Origin of the sequence: Bacteroides sp., from assembly GCF_019417265.1 — a bacterium.
Taxonomy (GTDB): Bacteria; Bacteroidota; Bacteroidia; order Bacteroidales; family Bacteroidaceae; genus Phocaeicola.
In genome coordinates this window covers 1-22,725 of sequence record NZ_DXVR01000008.1, presented here as the reverse complement: position 1 = coordinate 22,725, position 22,725 = coordinate 1, and the positions used below count along the sequence as shown (strand labels likewise).

The 22,725-nt window shown below is 38.2% G+C and carries 13 protein-coding genes; 1 reads left to right on the top strand and 12 read right to left on the bottom strand.

From position 1 onward, the window contains the following. Positions 1–225: 225 nt before the first annotated feature. The 9 genes from QZ379_RS02205 to QZ379_RS02165 all read right to left on the bottom strand — a co-directional run bounded on the left by QZ379_RS02205 (position 226) and on the right by QZ379_RS02165 (position 17,108). The gene (locus tag QZ379_RS02205) at positions 226–2,577 is read right to left on the bottom strand and encodes a family 20 glycosylhydrolase (RefSeq protein WP_291557823.1); all 2,352 of its coding nucleotides are present in this window, start codon (positions 2,575–2,577) and stop codon (positions 226–228) included. Positions 2,578–2,601: 24 nt separating this feature from the next. Continuing rightward, on the bottom strand, positions 2,602–5,901 hold the full coding sequence (locus QZ379_RS02200) for a glycoside hydrolase family 2 TIM barrel-domain containing protein (protein ID WP_291557876.1): 3,300 nt from the start codon (positions 5,899–5,901) through the stop codon (positions 2,602–2,604). Between the two features lie 262 nt (positions 5,902–6,163). Then, positions 6,164–7,447 (bottom strand): hypothetical protein, encoded by a 1,284-nt coding sequence (locus QZ379_RS02195; protein ID WP_291557821.1) that lies wholly within the window; start codon positions 7,445–7,447, stop codon positions 6,164–6,166. Positions 7,448–7,693: 246 nt separating this feature from the next. After that, positions 7,694–9,229, bottom strand: coding sequence for a hypothetical protein (locus QZ379_RS02190; protein ID WP_291557819.1), 1,536 nt, complete (start codon positions 9,227–9,229; stop codon positions 7,694–7,696). A 28-nt stretch (positions 9,230–9,257) separates the two neighbouring features. Further along, positions 9,258–10,265: a PKD domain-containing protein gene (locus QZ379_RS02185; RefSeq protein WP_291557817.1), complete on the bottom strand. Its 1,008-nt coding sequence runs from the start codon at positions 10,263–10,265 to the stop codon at positions 9,258–9,260. A gap of 45 nt (positions 10,266–10,310) precedes the next feature. Then, positions 10,311–11,819, bottom strand: coding sequence for a RagB/SusD family nutrient uptake outer membrane protein (locus QZ379_RS02180; protein ID WP_291557814.1), 1,509 nt, complete (start codon positions 11,817–11,819; stop codon positions 10,311–10,313). A gap of 20 nt (positions 11,820–11,839) precedes the next feature. Then, positions 11,840–15,241, bottom strand: coding sequence for a TonB-dependent receptor (locus QZ379_RS02175; protein ID WP_291557811.1), 3,402 nt, complete (start codon positions 15,239–15,241; stop codon positions 11,840–11,842). 112 nt (positions 15,242–15,353) lie between these two features. Continuing rightward, entirely contained in the window at positions 15,354–16,367 is a 1,014-nt protein-coding gene (locus QZ379_RS02170; protein ID WP_291557808.1) for a FecR family protein, read from the bottom strand. 120 nt (positions 16,368–16,487) lie between these two features. Beyond that, positions 16,488–17,108: an RNA polymerase sigma-70 factor gene (locus tag QZ379_RS02165; RefSeq protein WP_291557806.1), complete on the bottom strand. Its 621-nt coding sequence runs from the start codon at positions 17,106–17,108 to the stop codon at positions 16,488–16,490. A 284-nt stretch (positions 17,109–17,392) separates the two neighbouring features. Here QZ379_RS02165 and QZ379_RS02160 point away from each other — a divergent pair, with 284 nt between their 5' ends. Next, positions 17,393–18,391 carry a cation diffusion facilitator family transporter gene (locus QZ379_RS02160; protein ID WP_291557804.1) on the top strand — a complete coding sequence of 333 codons (999 nt, stop codon included), beginning with the start codon at positions 17,393–17,395 and terminating at the stop codon, positions 18,389–18,391. A gap of 15 nt (positions 18,392–18,406) precedes the next feature. Here QZ379_RS02160 and QZ379_RS02155 read toward each other — a convergent pair whose 3' ends face one another. From QZ379_RS02155 to QZ379_RS02145, 3 genes are all read right to left on the bottom strand, one after another. Continuing rightward, a complete protein-coding gene (locus QZ379_RS02155; RefSeq protein WP_291557803.1) occupies positions 18,407–19,945 on the bottom strand; it encodes a YifB family Mg chelatase-like AAA ATPase in 1,539 nt (512 codons plus the stop codon). A 7-nt stretch (positions 19,946–19,952) separates the two neighbouring features. After that, positions 19,953–20,960, bottom strand: coding sequence for a thioredoxin-like domain-containing protein (locus QZ379_RS02150; protein WP_291557801.1), 1,008 nt, complete (start codon positions 20,958–20,960; stop codon positions 19,953–19,955). A gap of 130 nt (positions 20,961–21,090) precedes the next feature. Then, on the bottom strand, positions 21,091–22,725 hold a 1,635-nt coding region (locus QZ379_RS02145; RefSeq protein WP_291557799.1), incomplete at its 5' end, for a hypothetical protein.

The window sequence follows — 22,725 nt, the reverse complement described above, 5'->3', positions numbered from 1 at the left end:
CTTTTAGGCTCTAAACTGATAATTGGTATTGAAGAACTGGTGTTTGGTTATATGATTGCCTTAAAATGCTCATATTTATTTCAGTGAATTATAGGTAAGTCAAAAAGATAGAGAAGATTATATGGCAATGTTGTCTGAATATAAGAGATTCTTAACGATATCAGTCCTGCATTTCCAATAAGGATATACAGGACTGATGTCTTATAATTAAATATGGATTAGTCGTTAATGGAATAACATGTTTTCGCCTATGCTTTCAAACTTTTCAGAACCGGCTTTCTTTATTTTTATACTGCCGTCGTTCCAGTTTGAAGGCCATCCGCCTATGATATGGCCGAGGAATACAGCCTTGATTTCATGCATGCCTTTACCTAATGCTACAGACTTGTCGTTCCTTGAGAAACGTTTCACTTCGTCCTTGTTGCTGATGAGCAATTTGCCGTCTATCCACACTTCTTCAAGGTCTGACGAGAAATAATATACTCCATCCTCTTCTATGTTGATGTAGCCGTTTGCTATTGCAGCATACTGTTTTACTCCTCTCATAGAGTCGGAACGTTTCTCAACGGATGTCAGCTCACGTGTAGTCTTGATGATTTTCTTGTTATCGAATTTCATGTTTTTTTCATCAAAACCGTCAGTATTGAGATATGAACCGTATTTCACTCTCATTTCAAGCCCTTTTGCAGGATTTTTCAGTTCTTGCCCTTTTGATGGTGTCTGTTTCTGAATTGTAACAGTTCTCACTTTACTCAACTTACCTGAAGGTAGTACTGTAGCTATTTTCAATGTGGTATTCTCATTGAATGTCAGCGGGGTGGTATATTCATCCGATTGTGCGGTAGGTTCAGAACCGTCTGTAGTATAAACCATCTTTTCCGGTCTTGAAGTTTTGAACTCCAGTGTAGCCTGGTCTGTGAAGGCTACAAAATCGCAAGAACCACCCGGTTGCTCCGGCATCGGGATATGGTAGTTTATACCGTGTGCGTCCATACGGACATAAGCATTGTTTATTCGCCTTTCAAAATCCTTGTAATCTTTACGGTCAGTGTTTGTCCATCCGACTTCGGCTATAGCTAACGCTCTTGGGAATGTCATGTATTCCCTGATACTGTTATTATATAAATACTCGCTCCATACGTTCCCTTGTACTCCTTTGATGAAATGCTCTTTTCCCATTGCAACAAGAGTGTCAGGTGTAGGATTGTATGAATAAGTCTTTTCAAGAGGTGAATATCCACCTATGGAAACAGGCTCTATCTTGCTGTCTCCCTGATAATAGTCAAGATACAAGCCATTGCTTCCGGGAGTCATTATCACATCGTGGCTTGTCAGCGCGGCAGCTATACCACCTTTCTCTCCACGCCATGACATTACTGTGGCAGTAGGAGAAAGACCACCTTCAAGTATTTCGTCCCAACCTATGATTTTCTTTCCATATTTTGCCGCTACCTTTTCCATTCTTTGTACGAAATAGCTTTGCAGACGTTCCTCGGCTGAGTGTCCGTCCTTGGCCTGAAGTCCTTCCTGTCTGATTCTTTTCTGGCAAAGAGGACAGTTTTTCCAGCTTGTTTTAGGACATTCGTCACCTCCTATATGAAGATATTCTCCGGGGAACAGTTGTGCCACCTCGGCAATTACATTTTCCATAAATTCAAAAGGAAGCTCTTTACCGGCACACATAACTACATCTTCCACTCCCCATATGATACGAGGGCTTATTGGCTGGCCTTTGCATGAGAGTTCAGGATATGCCGATATCGCTGCAAGTTCGTGTCCCGGCAATTCTATTTCAGGAACTATAGTGATAAATCTCTCAGAGGCATATTTCACTACTTCTTTTATATCTTCCTGCGTATAGAAGAAAGGACCGTATTCATAGCCTTCGCCTTCTATTCTCTTTGAACCTACCTCTGTCAGTTTAGGGTATTTTTTTATTTCAATTCTCCATCCCTGGTCTTCTGTCAGATGCCAGTGCATGCGGTTCATTTTGAACAGTGCCATTACGTCAAGCTGTTTCTTTATCTCGTCAACAGTCATAAAATGGCGGCAAGGGTCAATCATAAGGCCACGGTAGCCGAAACGAGGTTCATCGGTTATGCTGACAGACTGTGCAGTCCATGCTATGCCGTTTACTTTTTCCGGACTTTCTATTTCTGCCGGAAGAAGCTGCATGAACGATTGTAGTCCGTAGAATAATCCTTGGGCAGTCTTTGCTTCAATGTTTACTTCGCTGCCGGTTACGTTAAGTCTGTATCCCTCAGCATTTATTTCCATAGACGGGTCAATGTTGAGTTTGATGTTTCCGCTTTCTCCCACCGGAATATCGTATCCTGTAGAGCGTCTCATCTTCATGGCAAAATATTCTGCCACGGTTTTGGCTTCAGATGTTTTTGCACTTATACTTGTGCTGTTGTTTACTCTGAAAGTTCCGTCTTGTACGGTTAGTGACTGTGGCATCGGTATTATGTTGATGCCTTCATTGTAGGATTTTGTTTCGCCTGTCGATCCGCATGAAACTGCAAGTAGAGTCATGGATAGACCAAGGCACAGGTTTGTGAGTTTGTTTGTTTTCATGGATTATTAAAAATATATTTATTATTACATTGGAACTATAGTAAATCCCCATTTGTACTTTTGGTTTGCAGGGATAAGATATTGTGGGTCTGGTATTGCTCCCCAACTGTCGTAGCCGCCTACTCCCATTTGTTTCATATCAATGCTTACCTCTACAAAATCACGTGGACTTATGTCGTTGATATGGGTTTGTCTTGGTTTTATATTTTGGGCTTTTTCTATGTCATGTATTAATTCTTCTGTATCACGGTTATTCCATTGATAATCTCTATGAGTGGTTTCTTCACCGTCGAAGTCCTCGATAGAGTTTCTAAGAGAGTTGAAACCAATTGTCTTGTCTGCATATATTGTAATTCCTTTTCCTCCTTTTTGTGTTAGCCTGAGCCATCTTGTATCTGTATGATGACCGTTTTCCTGTGGACGAACATATGGGAAATACATTTCGTCTGCTGTAGATTTGTATAAACCTACTAATGTACCGTTGTTTCTATCAATATAGTTTTCTTCCAGACCACGTCCAAAATATGTTACATTGTTCATCTGTGCAGGTATTCGGAATCTTACTCCAACTCGTGGAACTACAAGTTTTGAACTTTCTTTCCGTATGGCTTCATTGCTAGGAGTGAATGTTGCTGTAAGTGTAGCTTCGGACAACTCTGTATGAGCTGCCTCCATCTGTGTTGATGTGAATGTGTAATCGGCTTTTATAATACCGGATGGGTGTATGCGGTACTTGGCAATATATAGATTCCCCGCAGCCAGCAGGTATGTAGCCTTTATTACAGCATCTTTACCGTCTTTCTCTATAGTAGCTTCTATCACATTGAAGTTCTTGCTTGACTGTTTCCATATCTGCAGTCGTTTAGGCATTTGGCTACCATAATCATTATCGTTGGGAGCACGCCAGAAGTTTGGCTGCAGTCCGAAGCCATCGTGAAAGTATTCTGTTCCTTTCACCTTGTATGATGTTACAAGGCCGGTCTCCTTGTTGAAAGTAAATTCTACTTTTGAAGAAGAAACCGTCAACAGGTTGTCTTTATTGCTGCATGTCAGTTCCGGACCGTCAGTCTGGAATTTACGTTTCAATGGCTCAATTGGCAAACGGAACTGGTCGTGTGCAATTTCATATCCTTTTTCAATAAGTGTTTCCGGCTCAATGGTTGTTACAGAAAACTCAACAAAATATTCAGTTCCTGTTTTGGGTTTCAGTCCTGAAACATTTACTTTTAGTTCTTTGCTGCATTGTGGCTCTATGTCCATTGATATTTTGTTGCGTCTGATGATTTTATTGTTCTCTTTGACGCAATAAGAAATCATGTATTTTTTCAGATTTGTGAAGTAATAACGGTTCTTTATTGTAAAGATACCTTCACTGCCATCATTCATCTCGAATCCGATATACTGGTGTGCATACTTAACTTCATTCATAGCAGGGTGTGGGGTGCGGTCTGCACTTACGATTCCGTTACAACAGAAATTACCGTCACTCGGCATGTTTATTCCAAAGTCGCCTCCATATGCCCAATAGTGACATCCGTTCTCGTCTGTTTTGTTTAGTCCCTGGTCCACCCAGTCCCAAATGTATCCACCTTGCAGATTGGGATACTTATAAATAGCTTTCCACTGATCCCAAAGACTCCCTGTAGAATTTCCCATAGCGTGAGCATACTCTGATGGTGCAACCGGTCTGTCACTTCCTTCTTTCCCTATCGATTCAAGCCATGCTGCGCTTGGATACTGAGGTACATACATATCTGAATTCCATTCCCATTGTGCACGTTCATAATTCACAGGTCTGTTCATTATATCTTTGTCTGCATCTTTCAGCCACAAGTATGTCTGATAGAAATTATATCCGTTGCCAGCTTCGTTTCCAAGCGACCAGAATGTAAGGCAAGGATAATTTTTGTTACGTTCAAACATGTTAATCGTTCTGTACATATGTGGCTTTAGCCACTCAGGATTATTTCCCAGTGTTCCTCCTTTTCTCAAATCATAATACATTCCGTGGCTTTCTATGTTTGCTTCGTCATAGACATATAGTCCATATTCATCGCATAATTCATAGAAACGTCTGTCTTGAGGATAATGGCAAAGACGGACTGTGTTTATATTGTTTTTTCTCATAATCTCAAAATCTTTGCGCATAATCTCTTCTGTCACGTAGTGTCCTGTAGCCGGATTATGTTCGTGTATGTTTACTCCGCGGAGTTTTATAGGCTGACCGTTTACCAAGAGAACTGTGTAGTTTTTGCCGTTTTCAGACTTTTGCTCAATTTCTTTGATTTCTATACGACGGAAACCAACATTGTAAGGAACAACTTCTGTCACTTTACCGTTTTCCTTTACGGTCATTATGAGTTTGTATAGATTTGGTTCTTCCGAATTCCAAGTCTTTACATCTGGTATAATTTTATCAAATGTAAGGGTATTGATTTCTTTTGAACTAACAGGAATAGATGTTTCTGATGAGGCTATTACGTTATTCCTATTGTCGAGAAGTTCATAAGATACTCCAAGTTCTGTTTCTTTACTCCTGTTGTTTTTCATGTCTATTGCCAGACGGAAGATGCCGTTTTTGTATGAGTCGTCAAGAGTAGATGTTATTCTGAAATCATTTATGGCTGCTTTAGGCTGTGAGTATATAAATACATCTCTTTCTATTCCACTTAATCTCCAAAAATCCTGACATTCCAGATATGAACCTGTGCTCCAGCGAAATATTTTCAGAGTTAGAACATTGTCCTTTTCCTGTAAATAGTCGTTTATGAGATATTCAGCCGGATTTTTAGAGTCTTCGTTATATCCTACCTCTTTTCCGTTTATGTAGACATAGCATCCGGATTTAGCTCCTGCAATGTGAAGATAAATGTCGCGTCCGTTCCATTCGGCAGGAATTTCCAGATTTCTGCGATATACACCTACCGGATTGTTTTCCGGAAGTTGTGGGGGCTGAGGATTACGAGGCTGGAACTCATAGCCGTGATTTGTGTATATTGCTGTACCGAATCCTTGTATTTCCCAGTTGCCTGGAACTTGTATATCTTTCCATACAGACAAATCAATATCTTTGTCAGTAATATTGGCAGGAAGGTTCTTATATGATTCTGTGAAGTAAAACTTCCATATACCGTTCAGAAGACGATAAAATGTGCTTGACTCGTATTTACCGGTCATGGCTTGCGCCTTGTTTGCATAAGTCATAAAAGCTGAGCGTGGTTCTTCACGGTTTACGCATACTGTCTGGATGTCTTTCCAGTAAGGCATGTCTATATTATCCGCACTTATGGCTTGTGGTATAAAAAATATGCTTGCTATTCCCATAGCAAAGGCATAGAAGTGTTTGATTTTAGGTTGTCTGAATTTCTTCATGGTGTTTTTAAGAATCTTTTGTTATGAGATAATGTTTGTTGCTTGTATTCTCGGAGCAAAAGTACTATGATATGTTTTCGAATAATATCACATTTTTTGCATTCAATATAATATTCTCTATTTGAAATGATTTTAAGAGAAACAATTTTATCTATTATCCCAATATTAGTTAAAACGTTGCAAATATACTATATTAAAGAGGAATAAAATGTTTTTACAGGTCTAAATTACAAATATATATCCATTCATTTTTTATTTTTATTGGGTTGTTTATTGATAATACGATGTCTTTCGAATCGTTAGGAATTGTATTAACGATGCCTACTCCAAACTTGTATTTTCCTTTATTCATATTGTTTATTTCAAATCTATCAATGGCTGTTATAACTTTGTTGTCTATTAGTTCGCTGATTTCTATATTGTTTGAATACCATTTCTTTATGATTTCATTTTTTTCATTGAATAAGGCAAATGCAACTTTGTATTTATAATGCAGATTCTTGTTATTGTTAGGCATGACCCCAACACCAATGTTTTGCCAACTATGTGAAATCTTAATTACCCCGTTCTTTTTATTATATGTTATTTCTTTTGGATAAATCCTATAACCTCCTTTTTTAAGAAAACGCAATGCCGCATCCGAAGCCTCGTTCAAGTATCTTTGAGTTTCTATTACAGTTCTCATGTCAAGATAATTAGCATGAGATTTTAATGAAAGGCTTACGACATCGTCATAATATTCAGCCCATGATTTCCATATTAACCTTCCTTCTTCCTTTTCGTGATATTCTATAGGATTATTTCCCCAATAGCAAGCTTCAGTAATTATTACTTTCTTGGGAAAATGCTTAATGAATTCCAGCCTGTCTTTTTCCGTGAACCATTTGCTTACCAAGCCATCTCTTCGTGGAGAAAATTCTAATTCCTCAAATGCCACTTTACACTGATATTCGTCTCTTACACCAAAGTTGACTACATTAATTACTTTATCGAATGCCTTTGCATATGCTTTGCAAATTCTGTCGTGTACATAATGTTTGTTTGCCTCGTTCTTGTATTTTATGTTATGCTCTTCGCCCCACCATCCAAGACCATTACAGTCAACATAATCTACACAAGATGGGTCATTGAATTTTTTTCCGAATGCTTCGATGAATTTTTCATATTTTTCAAGGAAAACAGGGTCGTCTGCATATGGAGTCCTTTTCCCCCAGTGTTCAAACGTTTCTGCTTTATCTAATACATATTTAGGAGTTCCTGTATGGGTGAAGATTCTGAAAGCCAGTCTCAATCCTCTATCCAAAGCCCCTTGTACCAGATTGATGAATATAGAATCGTGTTCCCAGGCATATACGCCTTCTTCTTTTTCTATTTCATCCCATTTCCATCTAATGTAAAATACTCCGGCATACTTTTTGGCAGCCTCATCTTGTATTCTCCACGATTCTTTACCGTCTTTATGCCAGCTTCTTCCTTCTGTGTATAGCGTCCATCCCATATAAGGGTTTTTAAGGTTGCTTATTGTGTCGGGCGTGAATGTTACCGTTTTGTTTTTTGTAGTAACGGAATTACAAGAAATTATAAAAAGCGATATAATCAGTATTGATAAAAAGTTTCTCATTTTTATTTTTAATTGAATGTTTATTGTTATTCTTAAAAATAGATAGAAAAAGCGGCCCGTAAATGTTTAAGAGCCGCTTTGGCGATTTTTCAGATTAATAACACGAAAGATTTTGTAGACTAATTATTTGTATTCTACATCGCCGATATACACCCATTCGTTTTTTATTATTTTCGGGCGTTTAATGGCTAATTTTATATCTTTTGAATCGTTTGGAAGTGTGTTGATTATTCCGACTCCTATTTTGTATGTTCCTTCAGGGTGACTGTCCAAATCAAAAGTTTCTTCTCCTTTTATGGTTTTATTTCCTACAAGTTCGCTGACTTCAACTTTTTCGGAGTTCCATTGTTGAACTAATTCGTCTTTATCATTGAATAAGGCAAAAGCAACTTTATATTTGAATCTTAAGTTCTTGTTGTTATTAGGTAGGACGCCAACACCAACATTTTGCCAGGTATGTTCAATGCTTATTTTATTATCGTGTATATTTGCAGTAATTCGTTTTGGATAAATGCGATAGCCTCCTTTTGATATGAAGCGTTTTACGTCATCTCTGTTTGTCTGCAATAGTCTGCTTGTTTCTGTAGGAGTGCGCATATCAAGATAATTGGCATGGGTGTCTAATGCTAAATCAACCAATTCAGTATAATAATCTTTCCAGCTTTTCCATTTGCCATTCTCTTGCTCCCAAATATTATAACTACCTCCCCAATAGCAGGCTTCTGCTATCAGTATTTTAGAAGGAAAATGGCTAACGAAACTTTCTTGTTGCGAAACTGGGAAGTATTTACTCACATAACCATCACGTCTTGGTGAAAATTCCAGTTCGTTCATAAGTAAATTTTCTTCTTTTGGTTCTCGTTCTGTAAAGTTTATAACGTTAATAACTTTATCAAATGCTTTTGCATATGCATTAGATATTGTTTGATACATTTCATATCTTGAAACTCCATCCTTCTCCAGTTTAAAAGTATGCTCTTCTCCCCATTTACCAATTCCTGCGCAATCAATGTAATCTACTATTGAAGGATCATTAAATTTTTTCCCTAAAGCTTCAATGAATTTTGTATATTTTTCCAGGAAATATCGGTCGTTGGGGTAGGGGGTTCTTTTATTATATTCCGTAAAATAATTTCCTTCTTTGAATACATATTCGGGTACAGCTTCATCTTCACAATCTCTTGAATCAACAAAAATTCTGAACGCTAATCTTAATCCCCTGTCCAAGGCACCTTGGATAAGGGATTTGAAGTTCTCGTCATAATCCCATGCATATTTACCTTCTTCGGATTCCAAATAGCTCCAGGGCCAGCGTAAATAATATACTCCAGCGTATCTTTTCCCCGCTTCGTCTTGTGAGGTCCAGTATGATTCTGCTCTTTCTATACCATATGTTCCTTCAGAATATAGCGACCATCCCATATATGGATTTTTGAGATTGGTTTCTTTGTCAACTTCAAACAATATTTGGATTTTATTATTCTCTGGATTAATATCTCCTTGTATATCATTTGTATTCTCTTTGTGGCAAGAGGATAATATAGAGATAAACGGTATTAAAAGGTATATTAATTTATGTCCCATAAATATTATTTTAAAGTAAAGAAAGGCGAAGGAATAATTTGAAAATATGTTTATACTGTAAATATCCTTCGCCATAATTATTTATTCGATTTTGATCTGAAAATTATTCTTCAGTGTTGATATATTCTCCCAGTTTTACGTCAAAAGGTGCATTCCCTCTTTTGGGAGCAGTTCCTGCATATGACCAATCGTTTCTTCTTAACCATGCATAAACTCTTGCTTTTTCCTTGTTTAGTTCGTTGGCCTTTGCAAATTTCTGCTCCAAACCTTCTATACCATGTGCTTTGTTGGTCTTGATGAAATCTTCAGCCATCTTTAAATCCATACGCCATTCTTTGTATGTCATATTGTCGATAGTGGCATCTCCAAGAGTTACGAGTTCCTTGTTCTGTTGCCAATCCCATCCAATCTTTTTATCGCTTTTCACTCCCCATACGAACGAACCATCTATTTCTCTACATACATCGCAACCGGTTTTCCCACCAGGAAATTGATTTTCTCTTTGTCCTGTTTCATAATTGTAATCTAAATCAGCTGCAAAGTTTACAAATCCAGCTCCTTCAAGTATATTTTTAGGTGCAGCCAAATATATGTAGATATAATTGTTTGTCGCTACGGTTTTCAATTCTGTGAAGCCTTCCAGTTCTACATCTGTTCTTAAAGGGATATTTTTCCAATCATCAAAACTACCGTCTATTTTTATTGCTACTTCTTTTTTTTCTATAGTAATATCTACTTCTTTGGATATCTCATCATAGTCTGTTCCTTTTGATGCAACTAATGTTACTTTATACTTACCTGATTTACTGTAACGGTAAACAGGGTCCTTTTCTGTAGAAAAACCATCTTGTTCGTCTCCGAAAGCCCATTCGTAAGAATCTGCTCCAGTAGATTTATTAGTAAAGGCAACGTCGCCAGTCGTCTTGTTTACTGTAAAATCAAAATCGGCTGTGATTTTTTTGTCTTTATCTCCATCATTGTTGTTCCCATCTGGGTTTTCTGTGTTGTTCCCATTGTTGTTTCCACCATTGTTGTCTGTTGGATCTTCTGTAGAACAAGCTGTCAGTGAAACAGCCAAAGCAAAAACGAAATACTTAAATAATTTTTTCATGATAATAAAATTTTAGTTGTTAATAATTAGTTATGTTTTGATTGATTAATAATCATATCCAGGATTCTGCTTTATGATACCACCGCTTTCCACTATTACTTTGTTAGGAATAGGGTAAAGTACATGGAGGTCTCTTGCATTTTTTTGAGGATTTCTGTTACCCATTTTAGAAGGGTCGTTTGCATATTCAACAAATTTCCCATGACGTATAAGGTCTTCTCTTCTCAGGCCTTCGAAGAAAAATTCCCATCCTCTTTCTTTAAGAATGTGTTCTCTTAACTTGTCTCTGTCACCGGTGAAATCGGACAGTTTTATATTGTGTGAATTATCACCGAAAGCTCTTTCTCTGATATCGTTTATCAAATCTATAGCCTCCTGTTTAGGACCGTTAATCTCATTTAAAGCTTCAGCTTTGGCAAGTACTACGTCTGCATAACGGTAGATTACATAGTCAACTCCCTGATTGGCTCCTGTTCCTGCAGGGTCTTCAGAGTATTTCAATGGAAGCGCACCGGAGTGGGTCTTTATTGCACTTATCTCGTCTCCGTCTTTATTAATGTATTTGTCAATCAGTGTTTCAAGACGCTTATCATCCTTATCAAACGTATCGTAGAATTCCTTTGGTACTTTATATCCGTTCCATCCTTCGCTTGGATAACCGTTCGGAGACTTCCAGTCTGGTGGTAGTACGTGAGCGCGGAAGTTGTTTCCCACTCCTTCCGGAGTAGGTTTACATACTATAGGGAATATAATCTCATTGTTCTGCTCATTGTCTATAGACCAGATACTTTTGTAGTTATCTTCTAAATCATAGCCAAGCGCTTTAATGGCATCTGCACATTTTATTACGTTATTCCAGTCTTTTTCATGCAGGGAGAGCTTGAGAAGACACATCAATGCTGCTCCTTGATCCATACGACCATATTCACTGTCTCTACATTTCTCAGGTAGTGAACTGATTATCTCTTCAGTAAGGTCTGCCTTGATAAATCCCACCATTTGTTCTTTTGTAGGGCGTTCCTTATAACCTAATTTATTGAGGTTTGGTATATCTGCTTCGTCTGTAATTACTGGTACAGGGCCATAAAGATTATAAAGGTCATACATAAAGTAGGCACGCGCAACTTTAAGTTCTGCTATGTAACGTTTTAAGAGTTCTTTCTCTATAATGCTGCCCATATTGTTAAGCTTATATATGGCAGAAGTAGCTGTGGTCACAGCCGGCACAAAGTCGTAATACATTTTAGAAAACGGAAATTCGTCAGGACGCCAGGTGAAGTTGAACGGACTACCCCAATATCCATTCCAAATGCACGTGAATTCATCTGTGCAGAATTCACCTTGCACCATTCGTGAGTCATTGGCAGAATTGTATCTATCCCATTCACCACCACGGAATTTGTAGTAAACAGAATAAACTAAGCTTTCAGCATCAGCAGGAGTCTTAGGAAAGCTTTCTCCCGTTAGCTTGTCGTAAACATTAGGTTCCAAGTTTCCTTCACAACTGAAAAGGAATGATGCAAGAACCAATATTGATAAATATATTTTCTTCATTGATATTTTATTTTTTTGTTTTAAAATCCAAGACTTAAACCGAAAGATACAGATTTTGCATTAGGATAAGCTCCAAGGCTATCTGTTTCGGGATCGATACCTGTATATTTAGTCCATGTAAATAAGTTCTGTGCATCTACATACATCCTCAAGTTCATTTTTTCTTTAAACCATTTTCTTGGGAATGTATAACCCAAAGTTATGTTTTTGAGGCGGATGAATGACGCATTCTCTATCAGGTAGTCGTTGTTACCCTGGTAAGGATTAGGAGCAATACCCGGATGAGTTGTACTTGGCTGGTCATGGCGGAACAATTCGCTTACTTCTGTCATCATGTTATTGTTATTCATTGGTAAACGAGATGCCCCTAATAAATATTTGTTCTTATTGGTATTCATCAAAACACGGTCTCCCATTCCATAGAAAAAGATGTTTAGGTCGAATCCCATATATTCGAATGTGTTACCGAAACCGAATGAAAATCCAGGGTCTGTACTGCCTAAAAGCCCCATGTCGGCATCGCTGATTTTGCCATCAGGTTTGCCCGTTAGTTTATGGTTTTCATCATATCCGTTAACATCTTTGTATATTAGATTACCCGGACGTTCACCTTCCATTTGAGGTACATCCTGACCTATCTGTACTATACCGTCAGTAAGATAGCCGTAAACTGCACGTATCGGGTCATTTACTCCCACCCAAGGGTCAAGCACAATATCCGGATTACGTTCTTTCCACTTGTCTGTGTAGGTAGAGATATTGAAATCTGTGTTCCATTTGAACTTTCCGTCAAGGTTTACTGTATGTATGTCGAACTCAAAACCACTCAATTGAGTTGCACCTATATTGTCTGCTACACTTCTGATTTCGTTATACACAGGAAGTGTTCTGTATGAAAGCAAGTCACTTACAACTTTGTTATAATATTCGATAGAACCTGAAATACGATTTTGTAAGAATCCATAATCAAGACCCACATTGAATTCAGTAGTAGTTTCCCATTTCAACTTGTCATTGGGCATCTGTGCCTGTCCTGCAGGGATAACGATATTATTACCGAACATATAAGGGAATTCTGTTGGACCGTAATATGCAAATGCTTTGTCGCCAATGCCGCTGTTACCAGTCTGTCCGTAAGAAAGACGAAGTTTAAGGTTGCTTAAAAATTCTACAGGTTTCATGAAGTCTTCCTGTATGATACGCCATGCAAAAGCAACAGATGGGAAGAATCCCCATTTATTGCCGGCACCGAAGTTTGACGAACCGTCACGGCGCAATGTCATGCTTGCAATGTATTTTTCGTTGAAATTATATGATAAACGTCCGAAGTATGAAGCAAGTGTTGTCGCATTCTTATATGACTTTACTGTAGGAGTACCCGAACCTGCCCCCATGTTATTACTTCCGAATTCATCTGTAAAGAAGTTTGATACCTTTGAGCTGAATCCGTCGTACATGAAGTTTTGATATTCATAACCAAGAAGTGCTCCTATATTGTGTTTGTCATTTATGGTAAAGTTATAGTTTGCCGTAAAGTTGAACAGCAAGTCCATATTGTTGTTTATTTCTTTTGTAGCTTTTCCATTATCAGATGCTCCGTGGAGGAATGTAGTAGGAAGATAAGTGCTTCTCAAACCTGATTTATTGTCCATACCGACATTGGCTTTCAACGTCAGATTTTTGATAGGTGTATATTCTAAGTAACCATTTACAAGAAGTCGCTTTTGTACCGTATTGTCGTCAATTTCACGGTATGAAACAGGGTTTGGAAGAGTTGCGTCTTTGGGGTTAATGTAATAGTCTCCAGATTCATCGTAGATAGGAATAACCGGACTCATCTGAAGAGCAGCTACAAGTACACCTGATGCTTGCCATTCTCCACTACCAAGCTGTACGTTGCCGTTGTCTATATAAGAGCCTGTCGCAGAAACTCCTATCTTTACCTGGTTTGAAATCTTATGGTCTATGTTAAGGCGTGCGGTGAAACGCTGGAAATCAGAGTTCTCTACAAGACCTTTCTGATCGAAGTAGCTACCGGAGATGAGAAAGTTTGTTTTACTGTTACCACCGGATACAGAGAAGTTTACATCATGTACCACCCCTATGCGTGTTACTTCATCCCACCAGTCTGTTCCTTTTCCTGCATTTGCAATGTCTTTAACAGAGTAAAGAGGCCTGAAATCTTTGAAATTCTGCTCAATAGGTCCGTATGGAGCCATATTCCTATCAATTAGGAACTGCTCTCTACCAAGGATATTAGAATATTCCATAAATCCTTTTGCGTCAAGCATATCAAAGTAATTGTTTACTTTTTGTATAGATCCTGTATAGGAAAAATCCACATTGGTACGTCCTTCCTTTCCACGTTTTGTTGTGATTAGCACCACACCATTAGCAGCACGGGCACCATAAATGGCAGTAGAAGCAGCATCCTTAAGAATTTCTATAGACTCAATATCGTTGGGGTTAATGGAACTCAATGGGTCACGTTTACCCACACTATAGTCGCCTTCGCCTGGCTCTACACTGTTATTATTGATAGGAAAACCGTCAATTACATATAGAGGCGCATTTCCTGCATCTACTGAACCTGCACCACGGATTACGATGTTTACTCCACCACCGGGCTGGGCACTTGTTTGGAGTACTTGCACACCGGATGCCTTTCCTGAAAGCATATTGTTTACAGAAGCGTTTGCCGACTTTGGAAGGTCTTCAGCTTTTACGCTTGTGATGGAACCTGTTACGCTGCTTTTCTTTGATATACCGTAACCTATGGCTACAACTTCGTCAAGCATTACGCTTTCTTCTTCGAGAACAACGTTGAGTTCTGTCTTGTCGCCGATAGCTACTTTCTTTGTCTTGAAGCCGATGAAAGAAAATACAAGTTCTTCTTTGGGGTTATCAACCGTAATATTGAAATTCCCATCGAAATCGGTGATAACACCGGAGGTAGTGTTACTGTTTTGAAACACGTTTACGCCTGGAACTCCCATTCCAAGGTTGTCCACCACAGTACCCTTTATTGTTTTTGACTTATTGGATGTGTTTGCTTCTTCTTTATAGAGTATAATATTGTCGTCCTCTATTTTATATTTTATGCCGGTACCTTTTAGTAATTTCTCTAATGTGATTTGTAATGAAACGTTCTCAACTGAAACAGAAACATTCTGAGAAACATTTGTTTCTACTTCGTTGTAAAAGAAATGATAGTCTGTTTGTTTTTCTATCATTACAAGTATTTCTTTTAAGGGTTTGTTCTTTTCATTCAGGCTTACACCGGAATTAGCTGTTTGTGCCATCAAAAAAGATGATGATGCGCAATAAAGACTAAAAGCAATAGTTCCAGCTGTTCTTCTAAAATGCTGGATGCTAAATATGCCTTTAGCTTTCTTCTTGTAGTGGATGATTGTTTTTTCCATGTTTTTAAATATTAAATTTTTATAGTGATTTGCTAACAAAAAAGGATGAAACATCCCCTATGAACCACTTTGGGGGTGATTCACATATGTATTATTATTATGTTTTTAGTGATTATCTGACTTCTATAATTCTGGCTTCGTCCATTTTTTCTGGTATGGATTTAAACTCTACCGGGGTAGTGAAACCAATGTATCTTAATATTGTATCCAAATCTTTATTTACAAAAGTCCCTGTAAAAACACCGGATATATCAGCTGACGGATTTATTCTAAACTTTACGTTGAATCTTTGTTCTAATATATCTAAAACGTCAATTAGTTTGTCACTGGTAAAGATTAGTATCCCTTCTCTCCAAGCTAAATATTTATCAATGTTATTTGTTTTTATTTCAGTTATATCTGATATGTTTTTATCGTATATGGCTGTTTGTCCCGGAGTAAGGGTTACCATTTTTTGCTCATTATCTTCAGTGTCTTTTATTATATTTACCGTGCCTTCTTTTAGTGAGGTTATAATTTTACCGTTTTTATTAATTTGTATGTTGAATTCTGTACCTACGGCTTGTACGCTAATGTCATCGCATTTTACTATAAAAGGATGCTCTTTGTTGCTGCTTACCTTAAAGAAACCTTCACCTTTTAACTCTACAATTCTTTCTTTTGCATCAAATTCTGAAGGGTATCTCAATTGGCTGCAAGAATTCAACTCTGCTATTGAACCGTCCGGAAGTGTGATTTTAGAAATCATTCCGTAAGTCGAGCTGGTTTCATGCCATATGATATTATTTTCTTTTTCAAGACTATTAGTAATCTGTAATAATGAATACACAATTAAAGGTATAACGATTATGGCTGCTACCTTTTGCCAAGCATTGTATATTGTTCTGTACCTATTGATTTTTCTTATCCTGCTATTGACTTTGTTTAAAGCAGCCATACTATTAAAACGTGACATTGATTTCAGTCTTTCAATGTCTTTGTTTATCGTGTCTATATCTCTTAGAAAAGTTTCAGTATCTTCACTTCCTTCCCATTTAAGGATTTCTTCATTTTCCTCTTCTGAAAACGGTGATTTTGTTATATATTTTCCTAAGAGTTCATCCGATATGTCGTTATACCTTTTCATGCATATTTTATTTTCTTCTTACACTATAATGACGTAGCAGGTTTAAAATATACGTACTCAAAAAAGCGTTTTTTTATAAAATAATTTTTATTTAGTTGTAAATGACTGCTTATTAGGCTTTTAAAAATGATGGCTGAATATGGAATTAATAATAATCGTAACTAATATTGCAGGAAGGTAGGCTTTAAGTTCTTCTCTGAGGATTTTGTATGCTTTTCCTAAATGTGTTTCCACTGTACGTTTTGATATATTTTCCATTTCAGCTATTTCATTAACCTTCATATTTTTGAACTTGTACAAAATAAAAATCTCTCTACATTTTTCAGGTAGTTTGTTGATGGCGATATTTATGATTTCCCTAAGTTCGCTTTCTATTAAGAAATCCCTGTCATTGAATGGTTCTTCATTATTATTGTCAGAAGATAAAGCTTCCTTAATGTTGCTTTCTGTTTTTTTATGTCTGAAGTAATCGTTGCAACTATTTTTAATTGAAACGAACATATAATTCTTTAGAGCTGTATGTATATCTATTTTAGATCTGTTTAGCCATAATCTGAAGAAAAAATCTTGTACTATGTCTTCTGCTTCATCTTCAGGTATTTCATGTGTAGTAGCATATAAGACTAAAGAAGAATAAAATCTTGTAAATACTAAGTTAAATATAGCCGTATTACCTTGTTTTAATCCTTCTATAAGTATTTTATCTTCATGTTCTGTATTAGTAGATTTGATATCGAACATTATTCTCTGATATTATGTTAATAACTGTATTTGCAAACTTACATAAAATAATGAATATTTGTTGCCCAAAATAAGAAAAAATATTATTTCCCAAAACGACGAAACGTTTAGTCTTAAACGACGAAGCATTTTAATCCAAACGACGAAACGTTTTTCTGAGGCACGTTTATGCCTGTTTGAAGGCAATCTGGACATTGTCTAAAATTTTAATGAGGATAAAAATATTTATACTTATTTCTTCTAATATTTATAACTTTGCAGACTGTTTAAAATAGTTTTGACTTATGAATGAAGAACAGATAAAACTCAGGGTACAGAAACGTATAGTGTTAATATCCGGACTGATACTTGTTGGTAAATTTGCCGCTTATTTTGTTACTAATTCTGTGGGTGTGCTCACTGACGCTATGGAGAGTATTGTCAACGTGGTTGCCGGTTTGATAAGTTTATATTGTCTTAGCTGGGGCTCAAAGCCTAACGACAAGGAACATCCTTACGGGCATGGAAAGATAGAGCTTATTTCCGCCTCTGTAGAAGGTGTCCTGATAAGCGTAGCCGGAGGTATGATTATATATGAGGCTATAAAGCGTCTGCTGGTACCTGCCGAGGTAGGGAAACTTGATGTGGGTATAATAATAGTCGCGGTTTCCGGTGTGCTGAATTATCTCATGGGATATTATAGTATCAGAACGGGAAAGAAATACGGTTCTATGGCGCTTGTGGCAGGAGGAAAACATTTGCAGTCGGATACATATTCCACTATAGGTCTTGTGGCCGGACTTTTGGTCTTGTATTTTACCGGACTGGCCTGGATAGACAGTGCGCTGGCTCTTATATTCGGAACAATAATAATAGTGACAGGCGTTTCAATTCTTAAAAACACTATTTCCGGATTGCTTGATACGGCGGATGATAAACTTCTGGGTGAGTTGGCTGATTTGCTTAACGAGAACAGGGAACCTGAGTGGGTGGATATACACAATACAAAGGTGATAAAGTCCGGAAACAGTATTTATATAGACTGTGACCTGACTGTTCCATGGTATTATACTGTTTCTGAGGGACATAAGTCTGGTGAGAAATTGAAAAATGTATTGAAGGGAAGATATAGTGATAAAGTGCAGCTTACATTGCATCTTGACCCATGCGATATATTTGCGAGTCCAAAGTGTAGTGGCTGTATTTTCGAAAAGTGTAAATATAGAAAATCTCCGATGATTACACTGGAGAAAATAACGCTTTCAAGTTTCACCCTTAATGAGAGTGAAATGTCTGATAAATAAAAGTATATAAGAAACTTATCCCGCCCAGTTTTCCCTGTCAAGATTTCTGTAGCTGATGGCTTCGGCTATATGCGATGATAGTATATCTGCTGAGCCTTCAAGGTCTGCAATCGTTCTCGAAACTTTTAATATACGGTCGTAGGCCCTGGCTGACAGGTTCAGTCGTGTCATTGCGTTTCTAAGCAGAGTAAGTCCTTGTGCGTCAGGCTGTGCATATGTATGTAGCAGAGCCGGAGTCATCTGTGCATTGCAGTGTATGCCTTTTTCTTTTTCGAATCTCTGTTCCTGGATTTTTCGTGCCTTTATCACCCTTTCTCTAATAGCAGAACTGTTTTCTCCTTTTTCCTGTTCTGAAATCTTTTCGAATGGAACTGGAACGATTTCTACCTGTATATCTATTCTGTCGAGTAGCGGACCCGATATCTTGTTTAGATATCGTTGGACTTGTCCGGGTGAACAGACGCAGTTGCGTGTCGGATGGTTGTAATATCCGCAAGGGCACGGGTTCATAGATGCCACAAGCATGAAGCTTGCAGGATAGTCTAAAACATATTTGGCACGCGAAATGGTTATGTGTCTGTCTTCCAGTGGCTGTCGCAGAACTTCAAGTACACTTCTGCTGAATTCGGGAAGCTCGTCAAGGAACAAAACACCGTTATGCGCAAGGCTGATTTCTCCGGGATGAGGGTTTGAGCCTCCTCCGACCATTGCAATCTGAGATATAGTGTGATGCGGACTGCGGAACGGACGTGTGGCTATAAGCGAAACTTCTTTGCCAAGCTTTCCTGCAACAGAATGTATCTTGGTGGTTTCCAGACTTTCTGGCAATGTAAGCGGCGGCAGTATGCCAGGCAGTCTTTTGGCCATCATTGATTTTCCGCTTCCCGGTGCACCTATCATTATGATGTTATGCCCTCCTGCGGCTGCTACTTCTAATGCTCTTTTCACATTTTCCTGACCTTTTACATCTGCAAAGTCAAAAGGAAAAACCGTCTGATTATTGTAGAATTCTTCCCTTGTGTGTACTATGGTTGGTTCAAGCGAACGGGTGCCATTAAAGAACTCTACCACCTCTCTGATATTCTCCACACCGTAGACATCCAGATTGTTTACCACGGCAGCTTCGCGCGCATTTTGTTTTGGAAGTATGAATCCTTCAAAGCCTTGTGCTCTTGCAGCTATGGCTATTGGCAATGCCCCTTTTATGGGTTGAAGGCTGCCGTCGAGGCTTAACTCGCCTATGATGAGATATTTGCTTAGTTTTTCCGCTGATACGATGCCTGTAGCTGCCATTATACCTATTGCCAACGGCAAATCGTATGATGTACCTTCTTTCCTTATGTCTGCCGGTGCAAGATTTATCACAATCTGGCATGAAGGTACTTTATATCCGTTTACATTCAGTGCGGACATGATTCTTTCATGGCTTTCCTTTACGGCAGAGTCAGGAAGCCCTACAAGAAAGAACTTTATCCCTCTTGAAGTGTTTACTTCTATGGTAACTATGTTGGCATCAATGCCTTGTACTGCGGCTCCGTATAGCTTTACTAACATGTTTTTGCTATTTCTTGTTTTTGTTTTCCTGTATCAGATTTTTGACTTTTTGAGTCAGTTCCTCACCATATATATTTGAGGTTATTATTTTCCTGTTTTTGTTTACGAGTATATTGTATGGCACTTTTGATATGTTCATTTGTTTGACTATCTGGTTTTGCCATCCGTTTAAATCGCAGGTTTCAATCCATTGTTCATTCTCTTCTTTGCATTTTTTCTCCCATTCAGATTTGTCCAAGTCTATAGAGAGGTTCAGAATTCTGAATTCCTTTTCGGGCAGAGATTTGATGTCATTGTAGAGTGAATCTCTCATCCGGTTGCTTGTTTCATCCCATGAAGCCCATATGTTGACCAATGTATATTGCTCCTCTTTGCTTGACCATGAAACGTATTTTCCTTTTCTATCCTTGCATGAGAAGTAGTTCAGATATTCCGAACTTCTGTCGTTGTTTTCGGATAATGTCTTTTGTATAATGTCGACTACACGGCAGTCTTTTACATGTCCGTCCATCTGGGCAATGATATCTGACAGTTCCTTGTAGTCATGTTCTTTTCCCTGGACAAAATACTGATTGAAAATATATGCCGATGCATATGACATTCTGTTTTTCAGTATGAAGTTTTTGGCAGCATCAACTATGTTGGCAGTATCTTTATGTATAAGATCTCTGAACTTTTGTAATTCATTGTTCGGACCATCTCCGGATATGTCAGGATTGGCAAAGCTGCCTTTGAACGTTACTTTCCAGCCTTTGTCCGCAAATACAGGTATTGCTATTCCTGAATCATTGACAAGTCTGAATATAGTTATAGTGTCCGGCAGGAATGTATATTCAAATTTCCCGTTCTCAGGTTTTATGGTATCTACCTTTGCTATAGGGTCGTCGTAGATAACGTATATGTGTTTTTCTTTCTTGTTGCTTAATGTACCGTTAAGCGTAAACATGTTATTTTCGCTGCATGAAACGAGGCATGCTAATGTATATACAAATATTATTCTGATTATTAAATTCATAAGACTTTTATTGTTTACCGCGAAAATACATAAAAATGCTGTAAACTATGTGTTTCCTGTGAGTTTATTTACAAAAAAAGGTCGGAACAATCGTTCCGACCTTCAGTGCTGTATATAATTAATTGCTTAATTACTTGATTTCGTTTGCATATTTTGCAAATTCACGGTCGTTAGCAGCTTTAGCAGCAAGAGCAGCGTCTTTCTGTGCAACCTTAGCCATGCTTGTCTTAACCAAATCAGCGTTGTTTGTTCTTGCACCTACGATAGCCATCAAATAGTCTGTGTAAGCGTCTGGGTTCTTAACAGCTGACAAAGTGTTTTTAGCCTTGTTGTAGTCTTTAGCCAAGATCTGAGCCAAAGCAGCTGAGTTTGTCTTAGTGTCGCCGAATGCAGCAACAGCCTTGTCATACTGACCCTGTTTGATATACAAGTTACCAAGAGCTTCGTTAGCTGTGTTGGCACCTGTAGCTTTAGCAAGATAAGTTTCAGCGTTAGCTACATTACCCTTAGACAATTCAATCAAACCAAGGTTAGTGTTAACTTCAGGAGCGTTAGCGTTCTTGCTTGCAGCCTGTTTGAAGTATTTTTCAGCAGCAGCCTTGTCTGAAACGTATGCCAATTCACCGAGGTTGTTGTAAGCACGGTAGTCGTTAGGATACAATTCGATAGTTTTCTTGTAGATAGCTTCTTTGCGAGCATTATCGTTAGTCAAAGTAGCAGCGTAAAGAAGTTCTTCTACGCTCAATGTAGAAGCATCGCTGTCGAATGCTGCGTTGATTTCTTCGTCGCTACGACCGATAACATCGTAGTTAGCAGTCAAGCGTGCACGACGCAACTGAGGAAGGATTTCGTCAGCCAAAGTCTTGTAAACTGAAGAAATGTTCTTGATTTCAGTTTCACGCTGTTCCGGATCCTGATACATTGAAAGAACACGCAAGATAAGGTCTTTGTCCTGGATGTCAGATTTAGAAACCAATTCCTGGAAACCTTCCCAGTCCTGAGCAGTGTATTCAGTATCTACGTTAGTTTCGATTTTGCCTTTCTTCAACTGCTGTTTCATGTACTTTTCAGTGTTGTTCTGACGATTTTCAGCCAATCCTGTGTTCAGTTTAACACCACCATCAGGTGAAGCATAAGCAGAGATTTCGATATTGTTAAGTTTGTAGTTCTTAGTGTCGCCAGCAACGATAGCTACCTGTTTGTGGAAATCTTTGATACCTTCAGATTTCAATTCGCTTGAACGAAGGTTAGCCTGCTGGATCAAGAACATGATCTGAGCTTCTTTAGCTTCCTTGATGATACGCTGGAATGCGTCAGCAGCGTTAGCAGCATTAGCAGAAGCTACAGTAGGAAGTTCTGAAGTAGCGATAACGCCATCAGCGATTTTTACTGAAGGAATAGTGTATTCTTTCTTTCCTTTCTTGATTTTGAAGTCAAGATAAAGTTCTGACTTAGCCATTTCTGGAACATAGTCGAAAGAAGCTTTCATTGTGTAAGTACCACCAGCCTTGTAAGAGATAGTCTGGTCGTTACCTTGAACTTTTTCACCCTGGAACATTGCAGGCTGACCTTTAGCCTCGCCACCTTCCCATCTTAAAACCGGAGTAACTTCTACAGTTGCGTTTTTCTTGAAATACTTTTCAGGGAATTTACCTGTGATAGTAACAGGAACTTTACCTCCTACAGCTTCGAGCACTTCAGGATTTGTTGTGAAGTAGTCAGAAGACAATTCTCCCATCTTGCTACATGAAGAGAAAGCAAGAAC